The following is a 23,925-nucleotide window of genomic DNA, read 5'->3' as shown; positions in this document are numbered from 1 at the left end:
AGACGTCTTCGATGTTACCTTCTCAGCGCCATGCAATTATCCTTGACGAAGTCTCGCGTCAGCCCGCCGTCTCGATCCGATCGCTAACCGAGAGGCTCGGCGTTTCGCGGGAAACCGTGCGGAAGGACATCGAACTGCTGGCGCAGGAAAAAAAGCTCAATCAGGTGCGGGGCGGGGCGACTAACATCCGCACGAAAGAGCCGCCCATGGCAAGCCGGTCTTTGACCAATCCAAAGGGAAAGGAAAGGATTGGATCCTATGTTGCCAGGATGATCCCTGATGGGGCCAGTGTCATAATTGATAATGGATCAACCACCCGCGCGGCGGCACAGGCATTGGCTCACTCCCATCAAAATTTAACTGTTTTTACCAACGACTTGACTATCGCCTCTATCCTGACCCCGGCGGCGACAGAGATCACTATTTTGGGTGGGCGTCTGGATATCTCCGAGAATTGCACGATGGGTCTGGACACATTAGATCACCTTCGAAGATACCATGCAGAATTCTCTTTGGTTGGCGTCGGTGGTCTGACTGCTCAGGCCTTGTTCACCGACTTTTCCCTTGAAGCGGCAAACTTACGTCACCTGATGATGCAGCAGGCTCATAGATCGCTGGTTCTTGCTGACCGCAGTAAATTTGGGGTGGTCGGGCAGGTCGCGATGAAACCGCTACCAACAAGTGCTTCTCTCGTCGTGGATGAAATGCCACCGAAGGAAATTATGGCCGCTCTGACAAGTGCAGAGATCGAGGTCGGGCAGGTGTAAGCCAAAAAAAGAAAACTATTGCCAAGTTTTGCAAAGCAATCTTACGATGGGTTCAAATACGAATCCTGCTGCATGGAGCAAAGCAATGGCCAAACCGCAACTTCCCAAAAGCGCGCAATTTGTCATCGTGGGTGGTGGCATTGTCGGCTGCTCGGTGGCGTACCACCTGACAAAAATGGGCCACAGCGACGTGGTTCTTCTAGAGCAAGGGCAGTTGAGTTGTGGCACCACCTGGCATGCGGCGGGTCTGGTCGGGCAATTGCGCAGCCAACCGGCGATGACCAATCTGATCCGCTATTCAACTGAGCTTTATTCGCAGCTTGAGGCTGAAACAGGCTTGGCAACCGGCTGGAAGGAGTGTGGGTCAGTAACCGTCGCCCGCACCGAGGATCGTATGACCATGTTGATGCGCACGGCAGCAGCGGCGCGCGCGCAAGGGGTCGAAGTTGAAGTTATCACTCCGCAGGACGCACAGGATAAGTGGCCGGCGATGCAGGTCGATGACGTCAAGGGTGGGCTGTGGATGCCGGGTGACGGCAAGGCCAACCCGACCGACCTGACACAATCGTTGGCCAAGGGCGCTCGAATGGGCGGAGCCAAGGTGATTGAAGGCATCAAGGTAACCGATATTCTGACCGAGGATGGCGCCGTGAGCGGTGTCGTCACCGATCAAGGTACCATCAAGGCCGAAGTCGTCGTGAATTGCGGTGGTCAGTGGGCGCGGGAACTGGGCAAGATGTGTGGTGTAAACGTGCCCCTGCACTCGGCCGAGCATATGTACATCGTGACCGAAAAGGTCGAAGGCGTGAGCCCGGATCTGCCAGTACTGCGTGACCCCGACGGCTATATCTATTTCAAAGAGGAAACCGGCGGTCTGGTAATGGGCGGGTTCGAACCCGAGGCCAAACCCTGGGCAATGGATGGCATCCCCGATAGCTTCTTCTTTCAGCTGTTGCCCGACGACTGGGACCAGTTCGAAATCCTCCTTGAGAACGCCTTGGTCCGCGTGCCGCAGATGGCAGAAGCGGGTGTGCGAAAATTCTATAATGGCCCCGAGAGTTTTACGCCGGACAACAACTATCTTCTGGGCGAAGCGCCCGAGCTAAAGAACTTCTTTGTTGGCGCGGGCTTTAACAGCATGGGGATCGCCAGTGCTGGCGGGGCGGGGCGGGCATTGGCCGAATGGATCATTGAGGGGGCTCCGACATCGGATCTGTTTGCCGTCGATATCCGCCGTTTCGCCAATTTCAACAACAACCCCGCCTGGCTGCATGATCGGGTCAAAGAAACCCTGGGCCTTCATTACGCGATGCCTTGGCCCAACCGTGAATTGGATAGCGCCCGCCCATTCCGCCGGTCAGCGCTGTATGACAGGTTGGCTGCAAAGAACGCCGTATTCGGATCGAAAATGGGTTGGGAGCGGGCAAATTACTTTGCCTTTGAAGGTGAAACACCGGAAATCCAATACAGCTTTGGTCGACAGAACTGGCATGATGCGGTTGCGGCCGAGCACAAGAATACCCGCGAAGGGGTGTCGATCTTTGACCAGAGTTCGTTTGCCAAACTGATAGTACAGGGCCGTGATGCCTGTGCCCAACTGAACCGGATCTGCGCGGCCAACATAGACGTACCGGTAGGTCACACCGTGTATACTGGCCTGCTGAACGAACGCGGTGGATATGAATCCGACCTGACTGTGCTGCGCCTGAAGGATCAGGAGTTCATGCTGATCACCGGTTCGGCCCAGGCGGTGCACGATGCTGACTGGATACGCAAAAACTTCGACGAGGATGCGCATGTGTTCTTGACGGATGTCACTGCCGCCTGGTCAGTACTGGCGATAATGGGACCGAAATCACGGGCTGTGCTGAACAAGCTGACCAACGCGGATCTGTCCAACGCCGCATTCCCCTTTGCCACCGTGCAAGAGATCGATCTGGGCTATGCCACCATACTGGCCAACCGTATGACCTATGTGGGTGAGCTGGGCTGGGAACTGGTTGTTCCGGTTGAATTCACGGTCGGCGTTTACGAAGATATTATGCGCGCAGGGACCGAGCATGGTATTCGGGATGCCGGATATTATGCGTTGGAAGGGTTGCGCCTTGAAAAGGGCTTCCGTGCTTGGGGCCGCGAGCTAACTCCCGACATCACACCGATCCAAGCCGGGCTGAGTTTTGTAGTCGATTTCGACAAGCCGAGTGACTTCATCGGCAAGGCGGCGCTGTTGACGGCTAAGAACGACCCCGATCATCTGAAAACCCGCATTGTACAGCTGGTGCTGGACGAGGGCGTGCCGCAGTTGTGGGGCGGTGAGGCCGTGCTGAACAACGGTGTCGAAATTGGCGAGGTCCGTTCGGCCGCCTATGGCCACACATTGGGCTCTGCAGTCGCACTGTGCCAGCTAGATGCGCCCGAACGCATCACGGTCGACTATGTCCGCGCAGGAGCCTTCGAGATTGACCTTGCCGGAGTCAGGTATACGGCAACTGCTCATCTGCGATCACCCTACGATCCGAAAGGTGAACGGCCCAAAGTGGATCTATAGGCAGTCTTGAAACTGTCCGGCGTTGGCTCCGATGAATCCCTACTCATTCGTCAAACGCGGCGAAATTACCGCGACCAATGTAGGCATTTAGGGCCCAGGTTTGTGAACAATCAGTGATGGCTGCAATTGAGGCTGAGTTTTGCACTTCGCGCAAACCGGGCTTTTAAGCGGCTGTAAAGTTGGTGCTTTGGGGTAAATAATGTGTGTAATGCAAAAACGGTTCACCATTTTCCAATCAATAGGGCGGAGTATTTGGCAGTTATATCCGCAGCTAGTTCCCATTTGGATGCCTGCGGCCAACGCGTCACCATAAAGTCCAGGTTTTTGGGAGATGGGTGTTTTCCCGAATGACGGCGACCTGTGTGCAAAACTGCCAAGATTCAGACGGAAACGTGGAGTAATTTGCATAGGTTTTACTTATGATGTGGTAGGTATAATCGATTTTTCTTGACTCTTTATTCTGTCACACTGCGGAGACATAAAACTGTAATCAAGCGCCACTCCAGAATGGTGTTCCTAAGACAAATCAACCGACAGAGGATCACAATGAAACACAAGACAAAATTACTCGCAGCCCTGGCTCTAAGTTCCTTGACCGCGAACGTTGCGGCAGCGGAAACCGAATTGACAGTTTACACAGCCGTCGAAGCTGAAGACCTGGCGCGCTACGCTGAGACGTTCAATGCGAGCAATCCGGACATCAAAATCAACTGGGTGCGGGATTCGACCGGGATCATCACCGCCAAACTGTTGGCCGAGAGGGACAACCCTCAGGCAGACGTCGTGTGGGGTCTTGCAGCCACTTCGCTTTTGTTGCTCAAGTCCGAAGGTATGCTGGAGCCTTACGCGCCTGCGGGTGTTGGCGACCTGGACGCAAAATTTGTCGACGGCGACAACCCTCCGGCATGGGTTGGCATGGACGCTTGGGTTGCCGCAGTTTGCTACAACACCGTCGAGGCCGAGAAAGCGGGATTGACGCCGCCGACATCGTGGAAGGATCTTACAGATCCTATGTATAAAGATCAGGTGATTATGCCAAACCCGAACTCATCGGGCACCGGGTTCCTTGATGTGTCCAGTTGGCTGCAGATGTTCGGCGAAGAAGGCGGTTGGGAATACATGGACGGGCTGCACGAGAACATCGCGCGCTATACCCATTCGGGCTCAAAACCATGTAAACTGGCAGCGGCAGGTGAGATTCCGATCGGCATCTCTTTTGCCTTCCGTGGTGCCAAGTCTAAAGCTGACGGTGCTCCGCTTGAGATTATTGTCCCGTCAGAAGGCGTCGGCTGGGACATGGAAGCGACAGCAATTGTTGCCGGTACTGCAAACGTTGAAGCCGCGCAGAAACTTGTTGATTTCACGGTCACCAAGGAAGCCAACGAGATGTACAACACTGGCTACGCAGTTGTGGCCTATCCTGGCGTCGCAAAACCAGTGGAACACTTCCCTGACGGTCTTCTGGATGCGATGATTGATAACGACTTCGAGTTTGCCGCCAACAACCGCGCGGCAATTCTGAAAGAATGGCAGTCTCGCTATGACGGAAAGTCGGAAGCGAAGTAATCCAACTGGCAGAAGAGGCGAACGCGCCTCTTCTGCACACCACTCTTTTTCCCAAACAACGCGACCAACGCGCCCGGATTCAACGGCCAAAATAGGCCGTTTTGAGGTGCAGATGTGAGGACCGCTCCCGTGCTTCAGAAACCCCCAGCAGGTGAACTGTATCTAAGCATCCAGAATTTATGGAAGGCCTTTGGCAGCTTTCTTGCCCTCAAGGACATAACGCTGGAAATCAATGAGGGCGAATTTGTTTGCTTCTTGGGACCATCCGGTTGCGGCAAGACAACCTTGCTCAGGGCAATTGCCGGATTGGACCTGCAAACCAAGGGTACTGTTATGCAGGATAGCAAGGATGTGTCCAACCTGCCGCCATCCGAACGCGACTTCGGGATCGTTTTTCAATCCTACGCGCTGTTTCCAAATCTGACGATCGAGAAGAACATCGCTTTTGGTTTGGAAAATTCCGGGCGGAGCAAATCGGATATTGCCGTCCGTGTCAGCGAATTGCTCAATTTGGTTGGTCTGCCCGATCAAGGCAAAAAATATCCTGCACAATTGTCGGGCGGTCAGCAGCAGAGGATTGCTTTAGCCCGTGCCATTGCGACTAATCCCGGCCTGTTGTTATTGGACGAGCCACTTTCTGCATTGGATGCAAAGGTGCGCGTCCATCTGCGTCACGAAATCAAGGAGCTGCAACGCAAACTGGGTGTGACGACCGTTATGGTTACGCACGATCAGGAAGAAGCTCTGGCGATGGCCGACCGGATCGTGGTCATGAACCATGGGGTCATTGAACAAGTGGGATCACCCACGGAAATCTACCGAGAGCCAGCCAATCTGTTTGTTGCGGACTTTATCGGGGAAATGAACCAGATTCATTCGCAGGTCACCAAAGGTGGTCGATTGAGTGTGGGCGAAAAGACCTTTGCTTGTATCAGCCACTCGTTCAACGACGGAATGCCGGCAATAGCTGCAATCCGACCGGAAGATATCATTCCACACGAATTGGGGTATCTCGACAGCGGAGGGAATCGGAATTGTATCGAAGTCACACTCGATGAAATGGAGTTCCTGGGTTCGTTCTGGCGGTGCCGTTTAAGCAACGAGCGATTTGGATCTTCAGAACTGATCGCGGACTTTTCGATCAATGCTGTGCGCCGACTTGAACTGGAACAGGGCCGGACCTTGGTGATTGAGTTGCCCGAAAACCGACTGATGGCCTTTGATGTTCCGGAAGCAGCAGCATGAGCGAGCTTACGACCAACCCGAATTCTCTACCAGCCGGGCCTGACATCAGGCCCAAGCTGAGCCGAGACGACATCCTGATGCGTGGAAGCATGATCGTGATCGCACTCTATCTGGTCGCGACGTTGGTCCTGCCGCTGTACACGATGCTCTCCAAATCCTTTTCCACCTATCGGATGGAGTTGTCCCAATACGAGTTTCAGGTCAGCGACGAGGCGGGTCAGTTCGATGGGGTTATCCTGCCGGCCGACGAACTGAATGCGCAAACGAACGCTTTTTCCGACACCGATCTGGCGACTGGTTCAGACGGGCGCCTGTCAGTGACCGAGCTTTTCCCCGATTTCAGCTTTCGCAGTCCGGTCATGTATCAGATCCGCAATACGAGCGACACCGGCCGGTTTCTTGTCGGGTCAACCCTCCAGGACGGCACAGATTGGGTCACGCTTGATTCCAACGCGTTTCGGCGCGTTCAACTGAGGCCAGTTCAGTCGCGAGGTTTGGACAATTTTGTAAACTATTTCTCGACCCCGGCACTGTTCAATTCGATCAAGAATTCGCTTTGGATTTCTGTGCTTAGCACCATTGTCACAGTAACACTGGCGTTCTGGTTCGCTTATGCGCTGAACCGCAGTTGCATGCGGTTCAAGGGCGTGTTTCGCCTGATTGCGATGGCTCCGATTCTGGTGCCTTCACTGCTGCCCGGCATTGCGCTGGTCTATCTTTTCGGCAATCAGGGCATGCTGAAAGAAATGTTGTTCGGGGCCAGTATCTACGGTCCGATTGGCATTGTCATAGGCTCGGTGTTTTTCACCTTCCCGCATGCCTTCCTGATTATTTCGACCGCTCTGGCGATCTCGGATGCGCGACTGTACGAGGCTGCGGTCAGCTTGCGCTCGACGCCTTGGCGCACTTTTTGGACAGTCACTATACCCGGCGCGCGCTATGGTCTGATCTCTGCCGCCTTCGTCGTGTTCAATCTGGTGATTACTGATTTTGGTTTGCCAAAGGTGATTGGCGGTCAGTTCAACGTTCTGGCCGTAGACATATACAAACAGGTGATCGGACAGCAGAACTTTGAAATGGGTGCAGTTGTCTCGGTCGTTCTGGTGATCCCGGCGATCCTGGCCTTCGTGATTGACCGAATGGTTCAATCCAAGCAGGTTGCCCTGTTGTCGGCTAGGTCAGTCCCGTACCAGCCAACCCCAAATCGTAAAGCGGACCGTATTTTTCTAGCCTATTGCTGCCTGATCGGTCTTTTCATCATTGGGCTGTTGGCTGTGTGCCAATTCGCGGCATTGATCAAATTCTGGCCCTACGACCTGAGCCTGAGCCTGAAGAACTACGATTTCAACAAGATGGATGGAGGCGGTTGGAGCTCTTATATTAACTCGATCAAGCTGGCACTTTTGACGGCCCTGATCGGTACTTCGGTCGTTTTCTTTGGGGCCTATCTGGTTGAAAAATCGAACGGGTTCAGAACGGGTCGGTCGATCTTTCAGATGTTCGCGATGCTGCCTATGGCGATCCCAGGTATGGTGCTGGGCCTGTCCTACATCTTCTTCTTCAATAGCCCGTCTAATCCGTTGAACGGGATTTACGGAACAATGGCAATTTTGGTGATCTGCACAGTGACGCACTTTTACACCGTTTCACACCTGACAGCGGTGACAGCCCTAAAGCAGATGGACAGAGAGTTTGAGTCGGTCTCAGCCTCGCTTAAGCAACCGACGATGAAGCTGTTTGCCCGTGTCACGGTGCCCGTTTGCCTGCCAGCAGTCCTGGACATATCGATTTATCTTTTCGTGAACGCCATGACGACGGTATCCGCGGTTGTGTTCCTGTACTCGCCAAAAACTACGCTGGCATCTATCGCAGTGTTGAACATGGACGACGCAGGGGATATTGCACCAGCCGCCGCAATGGGAATGATGATCTTCTACACAAACGCGGCAGCCCGGATCATCCACCTGATTGCCTCCAAGGGAGTTCTGGGACGAACGCAGGCTTGGCGAAATCGCTAGAAGTTAAGAACCCGACCAAGAGCACCCTTACCGATCAGGCATCGGTGAGGTTTGGTTTGTCTCTAGAACAGAATTGGCGAAATCCATGAAGGCTCTTATAGTCTTCACCTCACGCCGTTGAGAGAGATAAATCATGCTTTCTCCCATTTGCAGGTCGACATCTTGCAGCTTGATTTGTCTGAGACGGTCGTCGTGACCATATTCCGCCTGGGACACAAATCCGATACCGGCACCTGAGGCTACGAGCTCTCTCACGGCTTCCCGCCCCTCCGCTACAATTGCTGGTTTCAGCAGTATCCCCCTTTTATTGGCCTCGTCTTCGAGTTTCTCGCGCGTTTTTGATCCCTGTTCCCTGAAGATGAGAGGTAAGTCCGCCAACTCGGCAAGGGACAGAGTAGGTTTCGAGGCAAGAAGCAGTTCTCGGGACGTGAAAGCCACAATCTCTGTCGAGCCGAGGCTAAGAACACTCATATCCTTGCCGGGCGACACGCTGCCTACAACACCAATTTCTGCATTGTAGGTTCTGAGCTCTTCAAGAATGTCCTCTGTGTTGCCGGCCCGGACAGTAATCGTGATGTTCGAATACTTTTTTCGGAACGGCCCCAAAAAGTCGGTCAAGTGGTGCGCGGAATCCGCAACGATGCGCAGCTCGCCGTCGATCGCGGCCTTGGTTTCAGACAGATAATCCTCGATCTGATCCTCGATCTCAAAATATTGTTTGGTGTACCGGTATAGCTGTTCGCCTTCCACAGTGAGGTTCACTCGCTTTCGCTCGCGCTTGAATAGCAACAGATCATGATCCTGCTCGAGCTTGCGAACCTGTTCTGAGATCGCTGGCTGCGTCAAAAAAAGTGCCTCAGCTGCGCGGGAAAACCCACCATATTTGGCGACGTAGTGGAAGGCTTTGAGCTGGCTATGTCGCATTACGGACTCCTGGGGGCTTGCATAGGCTGGGCTTATGATTGGATTGATATTTGCAATTTCACATATAGCAGTAGTTACTGCAATTGTGTCATTGAACCGCTGATCTGGAGCCTGGTTATGACGCCTTCTTTTCCTCAATTCGAGCAACCGCGCCTCGGTGAGCCCTACTTGTTGACTCCTGGCCCTTTGACAACGTCTTACGCCGTGAAAGAAGCCATGTTGAGAGATTGGGGAAGCTGGGATGATGACTTTCGCGGTATGACGCATGAGTTGCGCACTGGTCTACTGGCGTTGCTAGGCGAAGGTGCAGAAGACTTTGATTGCGTTCCAATGCAAGGAAGCGGATCGTTTTCAGTCGAGGCGATGCTCGCATCCTTCATCCCGCCTGAGGGCAAAGCGCTAGTTCTGGCCAACGGTGCTTATGGGCAGCGCTCTGCATTGACCTTGAGGTATCTTGGGCGCGAGCATGTTGTCTTGGACAAGGGTGACTACCTACCGCCACGCGGTGATGAAGTTGCCAGCATTCTTGCGGACGATCCTGCAATTACGCATGTCGTTGCTATTCACTGCGAAACCAGTTCGGGAATTCTGAACCCGGTAGAGGAAGTATCAGAGGCGGTTTACGCTGCGGGTCGCAAGCTACTTGTTGATTCAATGTCAGCCTTTGGTGCGATCGAGTTGAAACCCTCAGAAATTCGATATGAGGCAATGGTTTCCTCCGCCAACAAATGCATTGAAGGTGTTCCGGGGTTTGGGTTCATAATTGCTCGCAAAGACGAACTTGAAAGTGCAAAGGGCAACAGCCATTCGCTGTCTCTGGACGTTCACGCACAATGGGCACATATGGTCAAAACCGGACAATGGCGCTTTACGCCACCAACCCACGTGGTTGCCGCATTCATCGAAGCACTCAAGGCGCATTCGGCGGAGGGGGGCGTTTCTGGTCGCGGGGCCCGATACACCAACAACCGGGACGTGGTGGTTGCTGGCATGCGTGAACTGGGTTTCGAAACTCTGCTCGACAACCGCTGGTTAAGCCCAATTATCGTTACATTTTTCTGCCCAGCAGATGAAAACTTCGCCTTTGATCAGTTCTACAACCTGATGAAAGAAAAGGGCTTCATCATTTACCCAGGCAAATTGACCGTCGTCGATAGTTTCCGCGTCGGGTGTATTGGCCAGATGGACGGCAACGTTATGCGGCAGGTTGTAATCGCCGCCAAGGAATCTTTGGATGAAATGGGTGTGTCGAGTGCCACACCACCTCTCCAGGCATTAGAAGAACGCGCCAAACTGGCCGCTTAAGGATCAAGGAACAAATCAAATGACCATCCACGCCCCTGTTGAAGCCAACGAGCGCGTCTATCCGGTGCCCAAAGTGCCCGCCATTGCCATCTGCCTTGACGGCTGTGAGCCAGAGTATCTGGACAAGGCCATTGCCGACGGCCTGATGCCGACGCTCAAGCGAATGCGCGAAACCGGCACTGACCGGTTGGCCCATTCTGTGATCCCGTCGTTTACCAACCCAAACAACCTCAGCATTGCGACAGGTCGCCCACCGATTGTGCACGGCATCTGCGGCAATTATCTGATTGACCCGGACAGTGGTGAAGAAGTGATGATGAACGATGTGCGCTTTCTGCGCGCACCGACTGTATTCAAGCAATTTTACGACGCGGGTGCCAAAGTGGCGGTGGTCACCGCCAAGGACAAGCTGCGCGCGTTGCTGGGGGCTGGTCTAAAATTTGACGATGACCGGGCCAAGTGCTTTTCTGCGGAAAAATCCGACACGTCGACTCAGCTTGAACACGGTCAGGAAAAAGCCAGCACATGGTTGGGTATGGCCCAGCCCGAGGTGTACTCGGCAGAGCTGTCCGAGTTTGTCTTTGCTGCGGGGGTCAAGTTGCTGAAGGAGTGGAATCCAGACGTGATGTACCTGACCACCACCGATTACGTGCAGCACAAATACGCTCCTGATCAGGCCGAGGCCAAGGCGTTCTATGAGATGTTTGACAAATATCTTACCGAATTGGACGCTCTGGGCGCTGCGATTGTGGTTACCGCCGACCACGGTATGAAGCCCAAGCACCATGCCGACGGCTCGCCCAGAGTGGTTTACGTGCAGGATTTGGTTGATGAATGGTTGGGCAAGGATGCCGCCCGTGTCATTCTGCCGATCACGGACCCCTATGTTGTTCACCATGGTGCACTGGGGTCGTTTGCAACCTGCTATCTACCCGAAGGTGCGGATCGCAACGACATCATTGCGAAACTGAAGATCACACCTGGAATAACCGATGTATTAACCAAGGAAGAGGCGATCAAACGTTTTGAACTGCCCGGCGACCGCATTGGTGATATTGTGATGGTGTCGGGCGAGAACATCTGCATCGGAACCTCCGAGGACCGCCACGATCTGGCGGCACTCAACGAGCCGCTGCGCAGCCACGGCGGTCTGACCGAGCAGGAAGTGCCCTTCATCGTTAACCGGGTACTCGACTTGGGAAATGCACCTGAGTTGCGCAATTTTGATGCCTTTTTCTATGCAACCACAGCCGCGGCCCAGTAAGTCATGAAAGATCAAACCATGTCGAAAATCGAAATCCGCAATGAAGGAATGCGCATCGGCGGTGAGGTCGTCTTTACCGACGAAACGGTGCCGGTTCTGTACCCTTACACGAATGAGGTTGTCGGCTATGTGCCCGCCGGCAAGGCCGAACATGCGCGAAAGGCGTTTGAGATTGCAGCGAATTACACTCCGAAGCTCACAAGATACGAGCGCAGCCAAATTTTGCAGCGCGCGGGTGAATTGATTGGTGAACGCCGTGAATACTTGGCCAAGTGGCTGACGCTGGAACTGGGTATCTGTCACCAGCACGCGATTTATGAAACCAAGCGCGCGCAAGACGTCTATCAATTCGCAGCTGCCGAGGCGATGAAAGACGATGGTGAAATCTTTTCCTGCGACCTGACCCATAATGGCAAAGATCGTAAAATATTCACCATGCGCGAGCCAGTGAATGCGATCTCGGCAATCACACCGTTCAATCACCCACTTAACATGGTTAGCCACAAGATCGCGCCGTCGATTGCGACCAACAATTGCATGGTTTGCAAGCCGACGGAACTGACGCCACTGACGGCGCTGACGCTAGCTGACATCCTCTACGATGCTGGCCTGCCGCCTGAAATGTTTCAGGTGGTTACCGGCTGGCCGGATGACATTGGCGATGAGATGATCACCAATGATAACATCGACATCATCACCTTCACCGGTGGTGTGCCGGTCGGCAAGATGATCGCCGAAAAGGGCGTATACAAGCGGCAAGCGCTGGAATTGGGGGGCAATGATCCCCTGATTGTTTTGAACGATCTTTCTGACGCTGATCTGGAGAAGGCCGCGACCATCGCCGTGGCAGGTGCCACTGGAAATTCGGGTCAGCGCTGCACTGCGATCAAGCGCATTTTAGTGCAAGAAAGCGTCGCCGACAAATTCGTCCCGCTGGTGCTCGAAAAGGCGAAGAAGATCAAATTTGGCGATCCACAAGACCCCGAGACCGAACTGGGCTGCGTCATCCATGATAAGGCAGCGGAACTGTTCGAGAGCCGCGTCTATCAGGCGGAAAAAGAAGGCGCCGAGATCCTCTATCATCCTGGCCGACAGGGCGCGCTGCTACCGCCAATTGTTGTCGACAAAGTTCCACATGACAGCGAGTTGGTGATGGAAGAAACCTTTGGTCCCATCGTGCCCATTGTTCGGGTTCCGGACGATGACGACGAGGTGATGCGCATTTCCAATAGTACCGAATTCGGTCTTTCTTCGGGCGTCTGTACCAACGACTTGAACCGTGCGATTTCCTTTATCAACGGTCTGAACGTGGGCACCTGCAACATCTGGGAACAACCTGGATACCGTATCGAAATGTCCCCCTTCGGCGGCATCAAGGACAGCGGTAATGGGGTCAAAGAAGGTGTCATTGAGGCCATGAAGTTCTTTACCAACGTAAAGACCTACTCGCTGCCCTGGCCACGCTAGTTTTTGTGCCCCGACCCGATCCGGGCCGGGGCATCACAAGTTCCTCCCTGGTACTGGCGGACTTTGCGGGGTCCGCATTTTTTCACAAGCGGCGTTGAGGAAAAGCATGTCACAAATCGTCCACACGGAAGGTGAATCCAATACTTCCATCGCGCGAAAAGCATGGATGAAGGAATCTATAGGGCCTAAATCTTCACCCTTGTTAAAGCGTGACGCGAACGTGTTTCTCCACCAGTCACTGTCCTCGCCATGCGTCAGCACCATTGCCAAGGCTGAGGGAATTTGGGTCGAGGACCTGGATGGCCGCCGTTACATGGATTTCCATGGTAATTCAGTTCACCATATCGGTTACGGCCATCCCCGTTTGATCGCCGCGATCAAGGCGCAGCTGGATGACCTGCCATTCTCACCCCGTCGTTTTACCAATGACCCCGCAGTAGAACTGGCCGAAAAACTCGCCGAAATCACGCCAGGTGACCTTGGGAAGATGCTATTTACCACTGGCGGCTCTGATGCCAATGAGGTTGCTCTCAAGATCGCACGCGCAGCAACCGGTCGGTTCAAAACAATTAGCTTCTGGGATGCTTTCCACGGCGCTGGTTTCGGTGCCGCAAGTGTCGGAGGAGAGGCAACATTTCGCAGCCACATAGCCGGCCCGCTTTTGCCGGGTGCCGAGCACGTCGCACCCTTTGCATGTTACCGGTGCCCCTACAATCACGTCGGACCGGAAACCTGCGGATTGGCATGTGCAAAAATGGTCGAGTTCGTTTTGGAACGCGAAGGTGATGTAGCTGCGGTCATTGCTGAGCCTATGCGCGCTGTGCCTTATGTCCCGCCGCCAGATTTCTGGAAATCGGTTCGGGACGCGTGCAATCGTCATGGGGCTCTTCTGATCATGGACGAGATTCCCACAGGTCTTGGTAAGACCGGCAAAATGTTTGCCTTTGAACATGACGAGATTATCCCTGACATCGTCACTTTGGGTAAAGCGCTTGGTGGAGGTATCCTTCCCATTGCCGCTTGTATTGCGCGAACTGGACTCGATGTTTGTGGAGATTTTGCCATTGGGCACTATACACACGAAAAAAACCCGGTTACCGCACGGGCCGCGCTGACGACGATACAAATCATAGAAGATGAGGGGCTGGTTGATCGTGCCGCTAAACTTGGCGAACACGCTATTAACCGCCTGAGGGACGAACTTCAGAATATTCCGATCGTAGGCGATATTCGCGGCCGCGGCCTGATGTTTGGCGTCGAAATCGTCGATGACCGCGCCGACAAGACGCCTGGAAATGCACGCGCAGAGCGTATCTACTATGCCTGTTTGGAAGCCGGCCTGAGTTTTAAGATCAGCCAGGGGTGTGTACTGACTTTGTCGCCGCCGCTAACGATCTCGCGGGAAGATTTGGACTGCGCGATCGATATTGTTGTCAATGCGATAAGGGACGAAAATTGACCCTTAGGGCCATACCAGGTGAGTGAAAATCATCGCGGTTACTGCCCGCCCGGGCTCTGTCACAAACTCAGGTTGGCATGCTGCATCTTGGTGTAATTTGATTCAGCTGAACGGTTGACTGAGGCAACGTTCAAGAGTGGCGGAATATCGACTTCTGAGGTGTGCACTACCCAAGATCTGTGATCCTGTATGGGGTCTGTTTCTACGTCCGATACGGCGTCTCGAACCGCGACCTGTAGGGGAACGAGGTGTATCGGTTGATTATACGAGTCAGAACCGCTGGGTCGCGAAATAGTCACCCGAGGCGGCGCGTGTAGCGCAGAAGCGGAAGGCCAACGCCCCCGAATCCTGGCGAAGGGATAAGATCTATATCAAAGTCCGTGGCGAATGGGTGTACGTACATCGCACCGAAGATCGCCGCGGGTAAACCTTTGATTTCATGCTTTCCAATAAGCGAGACACGACGGCTGCACGAAAATTCTTCGCCAATGCAATCTACAACAATGGCATCCCGAAACGGATCACAACTGACCAAAGCAAGAGCAACGCGGCCGGAATCAAAGAGGTAAACAAGATCTTCAAGCGCCTGAGCAAATCTTTCAAAATCGATACCGTTCGCTCGAAGTTTCTCAACAACATTATTGAACGCGACTATTGGTTTAACAAAAGCCTCACACGACCGACGTTTGGCTTCAAAAACCTCACCTCAGCTGCAGCGACACTTACCGGGATCGAGATCACCAATGTGATCCGCAAGGAGTAGCTTTACCAATTGAAATACAGCTTTCGTCAATTTGCGAATCTCGCGGAACAACTCCGTCCAGTCAGTTCATTCGCCCTGATCCATGAAAAATTTGCGACAGAGTCCAATGCTTGCCCAAAAGGCGCTGAACACGGCCTGATCTTAACCTCCGAACAGTATTCGGTATGGACCGTTGCGATTGCAGCGCCTCTTTACCATCTTAACAGTCGGCTGTAGGTGGACGACATTTAGACAGCAAGGCATAGGCGACCCGCCAGGTTTCTGCCCACGGTGCCGAACGGCGGGTGAAGCAACGTTTACGGAGCATCATTTGAGGTTCATGTCCGAAAACAAGGTTTTTAGGATTCTGACACTGGCCGGTGCAGTTATCCTGATCGGGCTGGCGGTATTCGGTTTTACAGGGCGCTATTTCGCGGCCGGGGATTCCGTCGCCCTCATGCGGCCCCAGATCGGGGTCTTGTTGATTGTGTTTACCGTGATCTTGTTGTTTGTGCATGCCAGAGGTTTTGCGCTGGTCTCGCTGGTCTTTGCCACGATTACAGTAGGTTCCGTTGCAGCCGGGTACCTTCCCACGCAAGACGACTGCGGCACTGCCTGCGTCACGCTGTACCAGAAAAACCTTATGTCGAAAGCCTGGCCAAGATATTCGCTGGCTGACGACATCATTGAGTCCAATGCCGAGATTGTGACCCTTCAGGAAGTATCCAGTCACAATCAGCAATACATGCGCAACCTGTTCGACCACTATCCGACGTCAGCAATCTGTGAATTCAGGCATGAGCAGAATGTTGCGATCCTGACGACTCTGCCAGTTGTCGAGGGCGCAGAGTTTTGTCAGCACGGGCTGGGGATGGTCGGCCTTCAGGTCGTCGGGCCGGACAACCAGCCAGTCTGGGTTGTTTCCGTTCACCTCAACTGGCCTTACCCGTATGGGCAATTTGAACAAAGCAAGAAAATCGCAGAGCACATCGAACAACTGGAAGGTCCGGTCTTGATTGCAGGAGATTTCAATATGGTTCACTGGGGTGGCAGTGTGCGCCGGATTGCATCTGCAGCCGGCAGTCAGGTCTTTGGTCCGGCTTTGAACACCCACAACCTGGGCAGTTGGATGGTGCCCATGCCAATTGACAACCTTCTTGCCCCCAAAGGTTCAACCGGTACTGCAGAACTGCGCCCTTTCATGGGATCTGATCACCTGGGGATCAAAGCCCGTATCAACCTGCCCTGAAATTCAGCAGGCCCGAAGGGGTGGTGCTGGATTGATCCGCGTCACCGCACTGGCCTACAACGCCTGACCATCCGCGTCGAAGAACTGCAATTTGTCGGGCGCAAAATGCAGGCCGATCTTGGTACCTGGTTTCAGATCCGTGTCGCCGCCAAGACGGACGGTGACCATTTCCCCGGTGCCGCAATCGACAATGACAAACATGTCGGCCCCCAGATATTCGACCACCTCGACCACTCCGTCACTGTGACCTGCACCCGGCGCAACCACGGTGATATGTTCCGGGCGGATGCCCAGTTTCGTGGCCGCTCCGGTCCGGTCAAACGGGCCGGCGCCGTCGTTGTCCAGTTGGAACCGATCCCCTGACACTGAGCAGGGCATCACGTTCATCTTCGGACTGCCGATGAACTGTGCCACGAATAGGTTGGCGGGGCGTTCATACAGCTCGCGCGGGGTACCGACCTGGGCAATGGTGCCAAACTCCAGCACAACGATACGGTCGGCCAGGGTCATCGCCTCAACCTGATCATGGGTCACATAGATCATGGTGCGGTTCAGGCTCTGGTGCAGTTTGGCGATCTCGTACCGCATTTCGACCCGCAGCGCGGCGTCAAGGTTCGACAGCGGTTCATCGAACAAAAACGCAGTCGGGTCGCGCACGATAGACCGCCCGATGGCCACGCGCTGCCGCTGCCCGCCGGACAGATCCTTGGGGCGGCGCTCCAGATAGGGTTCCAACTTTAGAACCTCTGCTGCATGGCCGACGCGCTTTGCGATTTCCGCCTTGGAGACACCGGCCACCTTCAGCGAAAAGCCCATATTCTCGGCCACGGTCAGATGTGGGTAAAGCGCGTAGGACTGAAACACCATCGTCAACCCGCGCTTGGATGGCGGGTGGTCGGTGACGTCATTGCCATTAATCGACAGCGCCCCGCGTGAGATATCCTCGAGCCCGCCGATCATCCGCAGCAGCGTGGATTTGCCACAACCCGAAGGGCCGACAAAGACAACGAATTCGCCCTCTTCGATCTGCAGGTCGATGCCCTTGATGACCTGTGCGCTGCCGAACCATTTTTCGACGGCTTTGAGTTCTATGCTGCCCATCAGTTTCTCCCTGCCCAATGCAACCAGACGGCGGCCGTCCAGGTAAACGAGTTCCCCCCCGCAGGCCCGCCGGTGATCGGGTCGAAATATTCGGCAAACCCGTGACCCGCAATCAAACGGGCAGTTTTCAAACGCAGGGCTTCAGCTTCGACACCGTGTCCCATGCCGGCCAGTCCAAAGCCCGCCAGCATGTTCATGAAGGCCCAGGTCGGGCCGCGCCAGTACCGGCGTTCGTCGAATTTGGGCAGGTTTGGATCATAGCTGGGAATCGGATGCGGCACCGTGGTTAGAATGGACTTCAGGCGCTCCAGCATCTGAGGCGATTCAATTCCCGCGTACCAGCACAAATAGCTCGCGTTAGAGACGCTTTGTGCCCACTCGCCGCTATGGGCATCTCGCGCATCAAACGCGTCAAGCGTGTCATTCCACAGCGACTGCGCGCCTGCGTCCAGCCGGGCGATATCGGCGTGCAACCCGTCAGCCTCAAGCCCCAGCTGTGCGCTGATGGCCAACAGATCGCGGGCGGCGCGCAGGGTGGTAAAGCTCATGGTGGGATCCGCCACGCGGAACGGATTGAGGGTCAGCAGTTTCTGCTGGTCCCATCTGACCTCGCGCCCGATCTGCACCAGTTTGATGTACCGGTCATAGTCGTATTTGGTGGGGCGGTCATCGCTGTTGACATGGCTGGTGTCGCGGCGCTGATATTCACCCACATCCGAGGCATCGATGCCCGCCATTGCACTGTCCCAATCTGGGGCATTGTCGCGCCCGGCCTCCCACGGGTGGGTGGTGCAAACGGCACCGTAATCATCCAGCCGCCACTTCATGATCCAGCGGTGCCAGGCCAGCATGGCTGGAAACAGCGCGCGCATCCGCTTGGCGCCCGCCTCGGCATCCATATCCAGAATGCGCCGCGCCATGGTGGCGGCCAACGGCGGCTGTGTGATCCCCGAAGACGGGATCGGCCCAATACCGCCCCAGACATCCGGTCCGGGGAAATAGCCCGGATCAGGGTTGTGGAACAGGATATGCGGCACCATGCCATCCGCCCACTGGCCCGAGAATAGGGTCTCAAGCTCGACCCAGGCGCGGTCGATATCAAACTCGGCAAAACCCAGCGCCGCAATCGCGCTGTCCCAGTTCCATTGATACGGGTACAGCCCGCTGGTTGGGATGGTATAGCCACCGCGATCATTGGCGGTCAGGATATTGCGCGCGGATTCACTCGGCGAGGTATAGTGGTTCATCTCAGTCATCCTTTGACCGAACCGGCCGTCAGGCCCTTGGTCATGAAACGTTCAAGCCCCAAAAACAGGGCCATGATCGGAACGGTGGCAATCACCGCCCCGGCCATCAGGTGTTGGCGGGGAATTTCCGAAGAGTTCAGCATTGTAACGCCCCGGGTCAGGGTAAATTTCGACGGATCGTCCAGCAGCATGAAGGCCAGCAGGAACTCATTCCAGGCAATCATGAAGACATACAGCGACACCGAAGCCAGCGCCGGTAGGCTAAGCGGCAGGGTGATCTTCCAGATCACCGCAAGGCGCGACAATCCATCCATCAGCCCAGCCTCTTCCACCTCGGTCGGCAAACCGCGGAAATAGCCCTGCAACATGTAAAGCGCGACGGGTATCGTAGTGACCGGGTAGATCATCACAATCCCAAGGATTGAATTGCGCAGCCCGGTCACCGAAAAGGCAATATAGATTGGCAGCGCCAGCACGATCATTGGCACCATGTAGATCAGCAGGATCGAGCGCGAGAATGCCTTTTGCCCCTGAAACCGGAACCGCGCCACCGCATATGCGCCGGGCACGCTGAAGGCCAGGGTAATCGCCACGGTCACCACCGAGACAAAAAAAGACGTCCACAGATAGGTGCCGAAGTTGAAATCGCGAAACAGCTCGGTATAGCTGCGGAACAGGGCGGCACCCTGGTTCAGGTCGACCGAGAAATCCAGCGGGTTCTGCAGCAACGCCTGCTGCGATTTCAGGCTGGTCATCACCATCACATAAAAAGGAATGACCACAATCGCCGTGAAAAAGATGTATCCGAACCCGGTGCAGAACCGGATGACGGCATCCTCGAACTCGTGCCGGGTTAGCGCCGCAAACGGTGTCTCTTTCAGGATCGCTGCCAAAGACGGGTGCATCACCACAGCCATCACAACCACGGTGACCAGAACCGCCTGCACCGAGGTATCCGCACCGATCAGAACCGGGCCAAACCCGGTCAACCCGGACAGGCCCAGCAGCGCGGATATGCCCAGACGGGCCGGTGCGCGCCGCATCGGGAACCGGACATAAACCAGACCTGCAATTGCTCCCCAAATCAGGCAAAGCAGAACCTGCGGGCGAAACGCAGCCCCGGTTGAAAATGACAGAGTGATGGCAGCTGTAGTGGCAATCACCACCAGCCACAGCGCGCCCAGTACCGGGCCGGTAAGGTACCCCTTGTGCATTACAGGCCCTCCTCTCGGCTGATAAAGCGGAAAAAGACAAAGCTGAACGCGATCAGGCAGATCAGGATCACCACAGCCACGGCGGCACCCGCCCCAATGTTCGAAATCGCAAAGGCCTGCTCATAGACATTCACGGTCAACGTACGGGTGCCCGCATTGCCGCCGGTCAGCAGGAAAATGTCGTCGAACTTGTTGAAGGTCCAGATAAAGCGCAGCAGGAACAAGACTGACAGGATGCCCAAAAGTTGCGGGATGCTCAGCAGCCAGAACTTCTGAAACGGCGAGGCCCCGTCCATGTCCGCCGCCTCATACATGCTGGAGTCGATGGATTGCATCCGTGCAAGGATGAACAGGAAGGACAGCGGGAAATAGCGCCAAATCTCGAACACAGTCACCATGATCAGCGCCAGCGGGCGTTCCCCGAAGAAATTGATCGGCTCGCTGCTTATGCCCATCTGCACCAGCAGCGCGTTGGCCGAACCCGAAAAGGGATCAAACAGCGTGACCCAGGTAAAGGCCACGGCAATGACCGGAGCAACATAGGGAAACAGGTAAAGCCCCCGGATGATGCCTTGTCCCCTGAAACTCTTGTTCAGCAACAGGGCCGCAAACAGCCCCATGACCAGCGCTCCGATGGTGCCAAAAACGGTATAGAACAGAGTGACCCATAGCACGCCCCAAAACTCGGACCCGTCAAAGACGCGGGCAAAGTTTTCCAGGCTGAAGTCCAGATTGGTCAGGACATTGGGACCGCTGCCAGTCACATCAGGTTCCGAGTTTTCGACCAGATCTTCAAACGCGTCCAGGTCGCCATCGACGGTGATCGGGATACGGATGCGTTCCCGCTGGCCGCCTTCCAGCGTGCCGAAATCGCACAACAGCTGTTGCCCGTCCAGCACACAGGGTGCAGTGACTTCGCCGACTGTCACACCGTCGGGCAACACATCGGAAAAGGACACCCCATCAATTGCGATCTCCTGGCTGGAGTTGCGCAGCCGGTATTCGATCCGCATGTCGTCGCCTGATCCGCGCAGGCTTTCCCGGACGATCGGCGCAGGGGGGCGCAGATCGGACAGGGTAAAGGGCTTGAAGCTAATCCAGATGATTGCCAGCAGCGGCAGGATCACGACAAGCGAGACACTGATCACGGTTGGAGCCAACAGCGCCCAGGCCAGACGCGCCTCGCGTTTGGCTAGAGCCCCGGTTGCGGTCGGTGGGGTGGCCGAAGACATGGGATACCTCGAAGGGTTGAATGCAGCGGCGCGCAGGCCGCTGCAAGTGCCAGAGCGGCAGAGTTATTGGACCTTGGCGAGCTCTTCATTCATGGCGGCAACCGCAGCGGCGGCGTCGATCTCATCGTCGATATACTGACGCACGACCCGGTTGATGGCCTGAGAGTTGATCATCTTCGAGGCCAGCGCCAATTGTCCCTCGGCCACGCCCCAGCGCTGCGCCACGTCCAGTCCATTGACGATCTCGTCGATCATTGCCTGATCGTACAGCTCGCCCAGGGGTGCCTTGCGATCCACACCAACGGGCAGTTGCGCCCATGCCTCGGAAAATGCGGCCGGGTTGTCGGCGGTGCCGCGACGCACCGGGAATTTCCCCTCGGGGGCAATTGCCAGGGTCTGAGTATAGCCCTGATCCATCGCGTATTTCACAAACTCCATCGCCGCGTCGGTGTCGGCGTCATTGGTGATGCCGAAGTAACGAACGTCGCCCCAGGCTGCGCCATCGGGGTTGGACGGTCCCGAGAAATTGGTGACGATACCGGTTTTGGACGCCAGATCGCGTGACGTCGGATCGTTGGTGATGGTCGGTGGGGCACTATCGCGCAGCCCGGCCAGTTCATCCAGAATGAAGGGTGACCAGATGATCATCGCAGCCTTGCCATCAAAATACAGCTCGCGCGATTGCTTCCAATACAGCTCTCCCGGAGGCGACGCTTTTGAGATCGCTTTGTAGAAATGCAGAACCTCGGTCGTTTTTGCCTCATCCAAAGCCTGGAAACCGTCAGTTCCAACCGGACTGACACCATTGGCAAGGAAAACATGCTCCAGAACCTGGCTCATGAAATTCTCGTCCACCTTGGTGGCGGCGACAAAACCGTACATCTCGGGCGGGTTATGCAATGCGTCCAGTGCTGTCACCACGTTGGCGAAGGAGCTGGGCGCATCCAATCCAGCGGCATCAAACAGGTCTTTGCGGTAGACCACCATCTGCGTCCAGCCATCCACCGGCACGGATGCGGTTTCATCGTTGAACGCAGCCATGGCCAGCGCGCCGGGGGCAAAAGTGCCGGCGCCCAACTCTTCGATCACTTCGGTGGCGGCTTCGGTGTCAAGAATGCCCGCCTCGGCCCAGGGCAGCGCGTATTGCAGCGGGTGATAGACTACATCAGGCAGATCGCCGGCGGCAAAGGCGGCAGTGGCGCGGGTGCCCAGATCGGTTTCAGTGACCGGGATCACCTCGACCGTGGTGCCGGTATCGGCCTTGAACTGATCGGCCATCTCCTGCTGCTTGGCCAGACGTTCTGGCTGTTCCTCGGTGGTCCAGAAGCGGATCGTGTCGGCCTGCACGGACAGCGCGGTCAGCGCCAGTACAAGCGACGAGCCAAGCATCAGCCTGGCTGCTTTGGGTGTCAGTTTCATCGGTGGTTTCCTCCCCGGTTTTGGTCTTTGTGGTGGCGTATTTTTTTCGACAGCTCTGACGGCGACAGCTGCGGCGGCCCGTCCGAGCCGCCTTCGACCAGCGTCGCCTCGGTCAACTCCCGAAGGGTGGTGGGATCCTCGCCTCGGATCTGACGGATCAACAGGGTTGCCAGCCGCTGCCCTGCCGTGCGGGATTCCACCGCAAAGGTGGTCAGCGCCGGACGGGCATAGCGACATTCCGGAATGCCATCATAGCCGATCACTGCAACATCGCGGCCAATCTCAAACCCCTGATCCTGCGCCGCAGAACAAAAGCCCAATGCGGCCAGATCGGTGGCAAAGACAATCGCGGTTGGCGGCTGGTCCAACTGCATCAGGGCCATCGCCTGCGCAGCGCCATCATCACGTGTCCGCGCGCCGTCTCTGATCAGTGCGGGGTCTGCAGACAACCCCGCCTCGCGCAGACCCTCAAGGTATCCATCACGGCGCAAATGGCTGTAGTTGAACTTCGGATCGCTGCCGACAAAACCGATACGCTTATGCCCGAACCCGGCCAGCCGCAGCACAGCCTTGCGCATGGCAGTTTCACCAGCGATGTCGAACCACGACGTCTCCTCCAGGTTATTTGGCTGTCCGTACCCGGTGCGGCCATACAGGATATGCGGTACTTTGAGATCTCGTAAAAGCCCGACTCGGCTGTCCTTGACCGCCGTCCGTGGCAGGATGAACCCGTCGGCTTTGCGCTCTTCGACCAGGCGGCGGAGCACGTTCAGCGTGTCCCGGTCCGACGTTGCAGTAGAGATGGTCATGGTCCAGTCCAGACTACTGGCCGCTTCACAGGCGCCAGCCAGAAAATCCTGCAGGAATGGATTGTGCTGATCCGGTTCGTCACTGTTCAGCACCATGGCAATCGCGCGCACCTGACCGGTCCGGATCGCCTGCGCATGGCTCAGTGGCCGGTATCCCAACTTGCGGGCCGCAGTCTTGACCCGCATTTGTGTCGATTCGGAGATATCCGGATAACCATTCATCGCCCGCGACACCGTGCTTTTGGACAGACCCAGATGTGCGGCAAGTTCGTCCAACTTGACCCGGCCAGAGACCGGGCTGCGATTCGCGGATGAACGCCGTTGATATGAAGAATTCGCGGTCATTTTG

The 23,925-nt window shown here is 55.6% G+C and carries 17 protein-coding genes and 1 pseudogene; 11 read left to right on the top strand and 7 right to left on the bottom strand.

Features of this window, described 5'->3' with window-relative positions; genetic code table 11:
• The first annotated feature begins 11 nt into the window (after positions 1 to 11).
• From RUM8411_RS10030 to RUM8411_RS10010, 5 genes are all read left to right on the top strand, one after another.
• Positions 12 to 767: a DeoR/GlpR family DNA-binding transcription regulator gene (locus tag RUM8411_RS10030; protein WP_085822553.1), complete on the top strand. Its 756-nt coding sequence runs from the start codon at positions 12 to 14 to the stop codon at positions 765 to 767.
• A gap of 85 nt (positions 768 to 852) precedes the next feature.
• On the top strand, positions 853 to 3,315 hold the full coding sequence (locus RUM8411_RS10025; protein WP_085822552.1) for a GcvT family protein: 2,463 nt from the start codon (positions 853 to 855) through the stop codon (positions 3,313 to 3,315).
• Between the two features lie 507 nt (positions 3,316 to 3,822).
• On the top strand, positions 3,823 to 4,881 hold the full coding sequence (locus RUM8411_RS10020) for a putative 2-aminoethylphosphonate ABC transporter substrate-binding protein (RefSeq protein WP_306372837.1): 1,059 nt from the start codon (positions 3,823 to 3,825) through the stop codon (positions 4,879 to 4,881).
• A 129-nt stretch (positions 4,882 to 5,010) separates the two neighbouring features.
• On the top strand, positions 5,011 to 6,126 hold the full coding sequence (locus RUM8411_RS10015; protein ID WP_143534870.1) for a putative 2-aminoethylphosphonate ABC transporter ATP-binding protein: 1,116 nt from the start codon (positions 5,011 to 5,013) through the stop codon (positions 6,124 to 6,126).
• A complete protein-coding gene (locus RUM8411_RS10010) occupies positions 6,123 to 8,144 on the top strand; it encodes a putative 2-aminoethylphosphonate ABC transporter permease subunit (RefSeq protein WP_085822549.1) in 2,022 nt (673 codons plus the stop codon). The genes RUM8411_RS10015 and RUM8411_RS10010 overlap by 4 nt, the downstream gene beginning before the upstream one ends.
• A gap of 27 nt (positions 8,145 to 8,171) precedes the next feature.
• On the opposite strand, the gene RUM8411_RS10005 is transcribed toward RUM8411_RS10010, so the two are convergent.
• Positions 8,172 to 9,068 (bottom strand): LysR substrate-binding domain-containing protein, encoded by an 897-nt coding sequence (locus RUM8411_RS10005; RefSeq protein ID WP_085822548.1) that lies wholly within the window; start codon positions 9,066 to 9,068, stop codon positions 8,172 to 8,174.
• A gap of 117 nt (positions 9,069 to 9,185) precedes the next feature.
• Between RUM8411_RS10005 and RUM8411_RS10000 the strand changes: the two genes are divergently transcribed.
• From RUM8411_RS10000 to RUM8411_RS09975, 6 genes and pseudogenes are all read left to right on the top strand, one after another.
• The gene (locus RUM8411_RS10000) at positions 9,186 to 10,373 is read left to right on the top strand and encodes a 2-aminoethylphosphonate--pyruvate transaminase (RefSeq protein ID WP_085822547.1); all 1,188 of its coding nucleotides are present in this window, start codon (positions 9,186 to 9,188) and stop codon (positions 10,371 to 10,373) included.
• Positions 10,374 to 10,392: 19 nt separating this feature from the next.
• Entirely contained in the window at positions 10,393 to 11,637 is a 1,245-nt protein-coding gene (gene phnA, locus RUM8411_RS09995; protein WP_085822546.1) for a phosphonoacetate hydrolase, read from the top strand.
• An 18-nt stretch (positions 11,638 to 11,655) separates the two neighbouring features.
• Complete coding sequence (gene phnY / locus RUM8411_RS09990; RefSeq protein ID WP_085822770.1) at positions 11,656 to 13,104, top strand: phosphonoacetaldehyde dehydrogenase; 1,449 nt, start codon at positions 11,656 to 11,658, stop codon at positions 13,102 to 13,104.
• A gap of 106 nt (positions 13,105 to 13,210) precedes the next feature.
• Entirely contained in the window at positions 13,211 to 14,563 is a 1,353-nt protein-coding gene (gene pbfA / locus RUM8411_RS09985) for a (R)-1-hydroxy-2-aminoethylphosphonate ammonia-lyase (RefSeq protein WP_085822545.1), read from the top strand.
• A gap of 161 nt (positions 14,564 to 14,724) precedes the next feature.
• Positions 14,725 to 15,326, top strand: a pseudogene (locus tag RUM8411_RS09980) (IS6 family transposase).
• Between the two features lie 319 nt (positions 15,327 to 15,645).
• Entirely contained in the window at positions 15,646 to 16,554 is a 909-nt protein-coding gene (locus RUM8411_RS09975) for an endonuclease/exonuclease/phosphatase family protein (RefSeq protein ID WP_085822544.1), read from the top strand.
• A 54-nt stretch (positions 16,555 to 16,608) separates the two neighbouring features.
• Here the strand turns inward: RUM8411_RS09975 and RUM8411_RS09970 are convergent, their stop codons facing one another.
• The 6 genes from RUM8411_RS09970 to RUM8411_RS09945 all read right to left on the bottom strand — a co-directional run bounded on the left by RUM8411_RS09970 (position 16,609) and on the right by RUM8411_RS09945 (position 23,852).
• On the bottom strand, positions 16,609 to 17,655 hold the full coding sequence (locus RUM8411_RS09970; protein ID WP_085822543.1) for an ABC transporter ATP-binding protein: 1,047 nt from the start codon (positions 17,653 to 17,655) through the stop codon (positions 16,609 to 16,611).
• Positions 17,655 to 18,902: an MGH1-like glycoside hydrolase domain-containing protein gene (locus RUM8411_RS09965; protein ID WP_306372836.1), complete on the bottom strand. Its 1,248-nt coding sequence runs from the start codon at positions 18,900 to 18,902 to the stop codon at positions 17,655 to 17,657. The genes RUM8411_RS09970 and RUM8411_RS09965 overlap by 1 nt, the downstream gene beginning before the upstream one ends.
• A gap of 5 nt (positions 18,903 to 18,907) precedes the next feature.
• Positions 18,908 to 20,116 carry a carbohydrate ABC transporter permease gene (locus RUM8411_RS09960; protein ID WP_085822541.1) on the bottom strand — a complete coding sequence of 403 codons (1,209 nt, stop codon included), beginning with the start codon at positions 20,114 to 20,116 and terminating at the stop codon, positions 18,908 to 18,910.
• Positions 20,116 to 21,348 (bottom strand): carbohydrate ABC transporter permease, encoded by a 1,233-nt coding sequence (locus RUM8411_RS09955; RefSeq protein WP_085822540.1) that lies wholly within the window; start codon positions 21,346 to 21,348, stop codon positions 20,116 to 20,118. Before RUM8411_RS09955 ends, RUM8411_RS09960 begins: the two co-directional genes overlap by 1 nt.
• A gap of 63 nt (positions 21,349 to 21,411) precedes the next feature.
• Positions 21,412 to 22,767, bottom strand: coding sequence for an ABC transporter substrate-binding protein (locus RUM8411_RS09950; RefSeq protein ID WP_200818563.1), 1,356 nt, complete (start codon positions 22,765 to 22,767; stop codon positions 21,412 to 21,414).
• Positions 22,764 to 23,852 (bottom strand): LacI family DNA-binding transcriptional regulator, encoded by a 1,089-nt coding sequence (locus tag RUM8411_RS09945; RefSeq protein ID WP_234995188.1) that lies wholly within the window; start codon positions 23,850 to 23,852, stop codon positions 22,764 to 22,766. The genes RUM8411_RS09950 and RUM8411_RS09945 overlap by 4 nt, the downstream gene beginning before the upstream one ends.
• Positions 23,853 to 23,925 lie beyond the last annotated feature (73 nt).

The sequence above is a fragment of the Ruegeria meonggei genome, from assembly GCF_900172215.1.
Classification (GTDB): domain Bacteria; phylum Pseudomonadota; class Alphaproteobacteria; order Rhodobacterales; family Rhodobacteraceae; genus Ruegeria; species Ruegeria meonggei.
The sequence above is the reverse complement of the archived record's forward strand: the minus strand, read 5'-3'. Positions and strand labels throughout refer to the sequence as shown.

Coding starts and splice junctions, on each gene's coding strand:
- phnY (WP_085822770.1), top strand. CDS start 11,656: ATGTCGAAAATCGAAATCCGCAATGAAGGAATGCGCATCGGCGGTGAG.
- RUM8411_RS10000 (WP_085822547.1), top strand. CDS start 9,186: ATGACGCCTTCTTTTCCTCAATTCGAGCAACCGCGCCTCGGTGAGCCC.
- RUM8411_RS09975 (WP_085822544.1), top strand. CDS start 15,646: ATGTCCGAAAACAAGGTTTTTAGGATTCTGACACTGGCCGGTGCAGTT.
- RUM8411_RS10025 (WP_085822552.1), top strand. CDS start 853: ATGGCCAAACCGCAACTTCCCAAAAGCGCGCAATTTGTCATCGTGGGT.
- RUM8411_RS10005 (WP_085822548.1), bottom strand. CDS start 9,068: ATGCGACATAGCCAGCTCAAAGCCTTCCACTACGTCGCCAAATATGGT.
- RUM8411_RS09955 (WP_085822540.1), bottom strand. CDS start 21,348: ATGTCTTCGGCCACCCCACCGACCGCAACCGGGGCTCTAGCCAAACGC.
- RUM8411_RS10030 (WP_085822553.1), top strand. CDS start 12: ATGTTACCTTCTCAGCGCCATGCAATTATCCTTGACGAAGTCTCGCGT.
- pbfA (WP_085822545.1), top strand. CDS start 13,211: ATGTCACAAATCGTCCACACGGAAGGTGAATCCAATACTTCCATCGCG.
- RUM8411_RS09950 (WP_200818563.1), bottom strand. CDS start 22,767: ATGAAACTGACACCCAAAGCAGCCAGGCTGATGCTTGGCTCGTCGCTT.
- phnA (WP_085822546.1), top strand. CDS start 10,393: ATGACCATCCACGCCCCTGTTGAAGCCAACGAGCGCGTCTATCCGGTG.
- RUM8411_RS10020 (WP_306372837.1), top strand. CDS start 3,823: ATGGTGTTCCTAAGACAAATCAACCGACAGAGGATCACAATGAAACAC.
- RUM8411_RS09970 (WP_085822543.1), bottom strand. CDS start 17,655: ATGGGCAGCATAGAACTCAAAGCCGTCGAAAAATGGTTCGGCAGCGCA.
- RUM8411_RS09960 (WP_085822541.1), bottom strand. CDS start 20,116: ATGCACAAGGGGTACCTTACCGGCCCGGTACTGGGCGCGCTGTGGCTG.
- RUM8411_RS09965 (WP_306372836.1), bottom strand. CDS start 18,902: ATGAACCACTATACCTCGCCGAGTGAATCCGCGCGCAATATCCTGACC.
- RUM8411_RS10010 (WP_085822549.1), top strand. CDS start 6,123: ATGAGCGAGCTTACGACCAACCCGAATTCTCTACCAGCCGGGCCTGAC.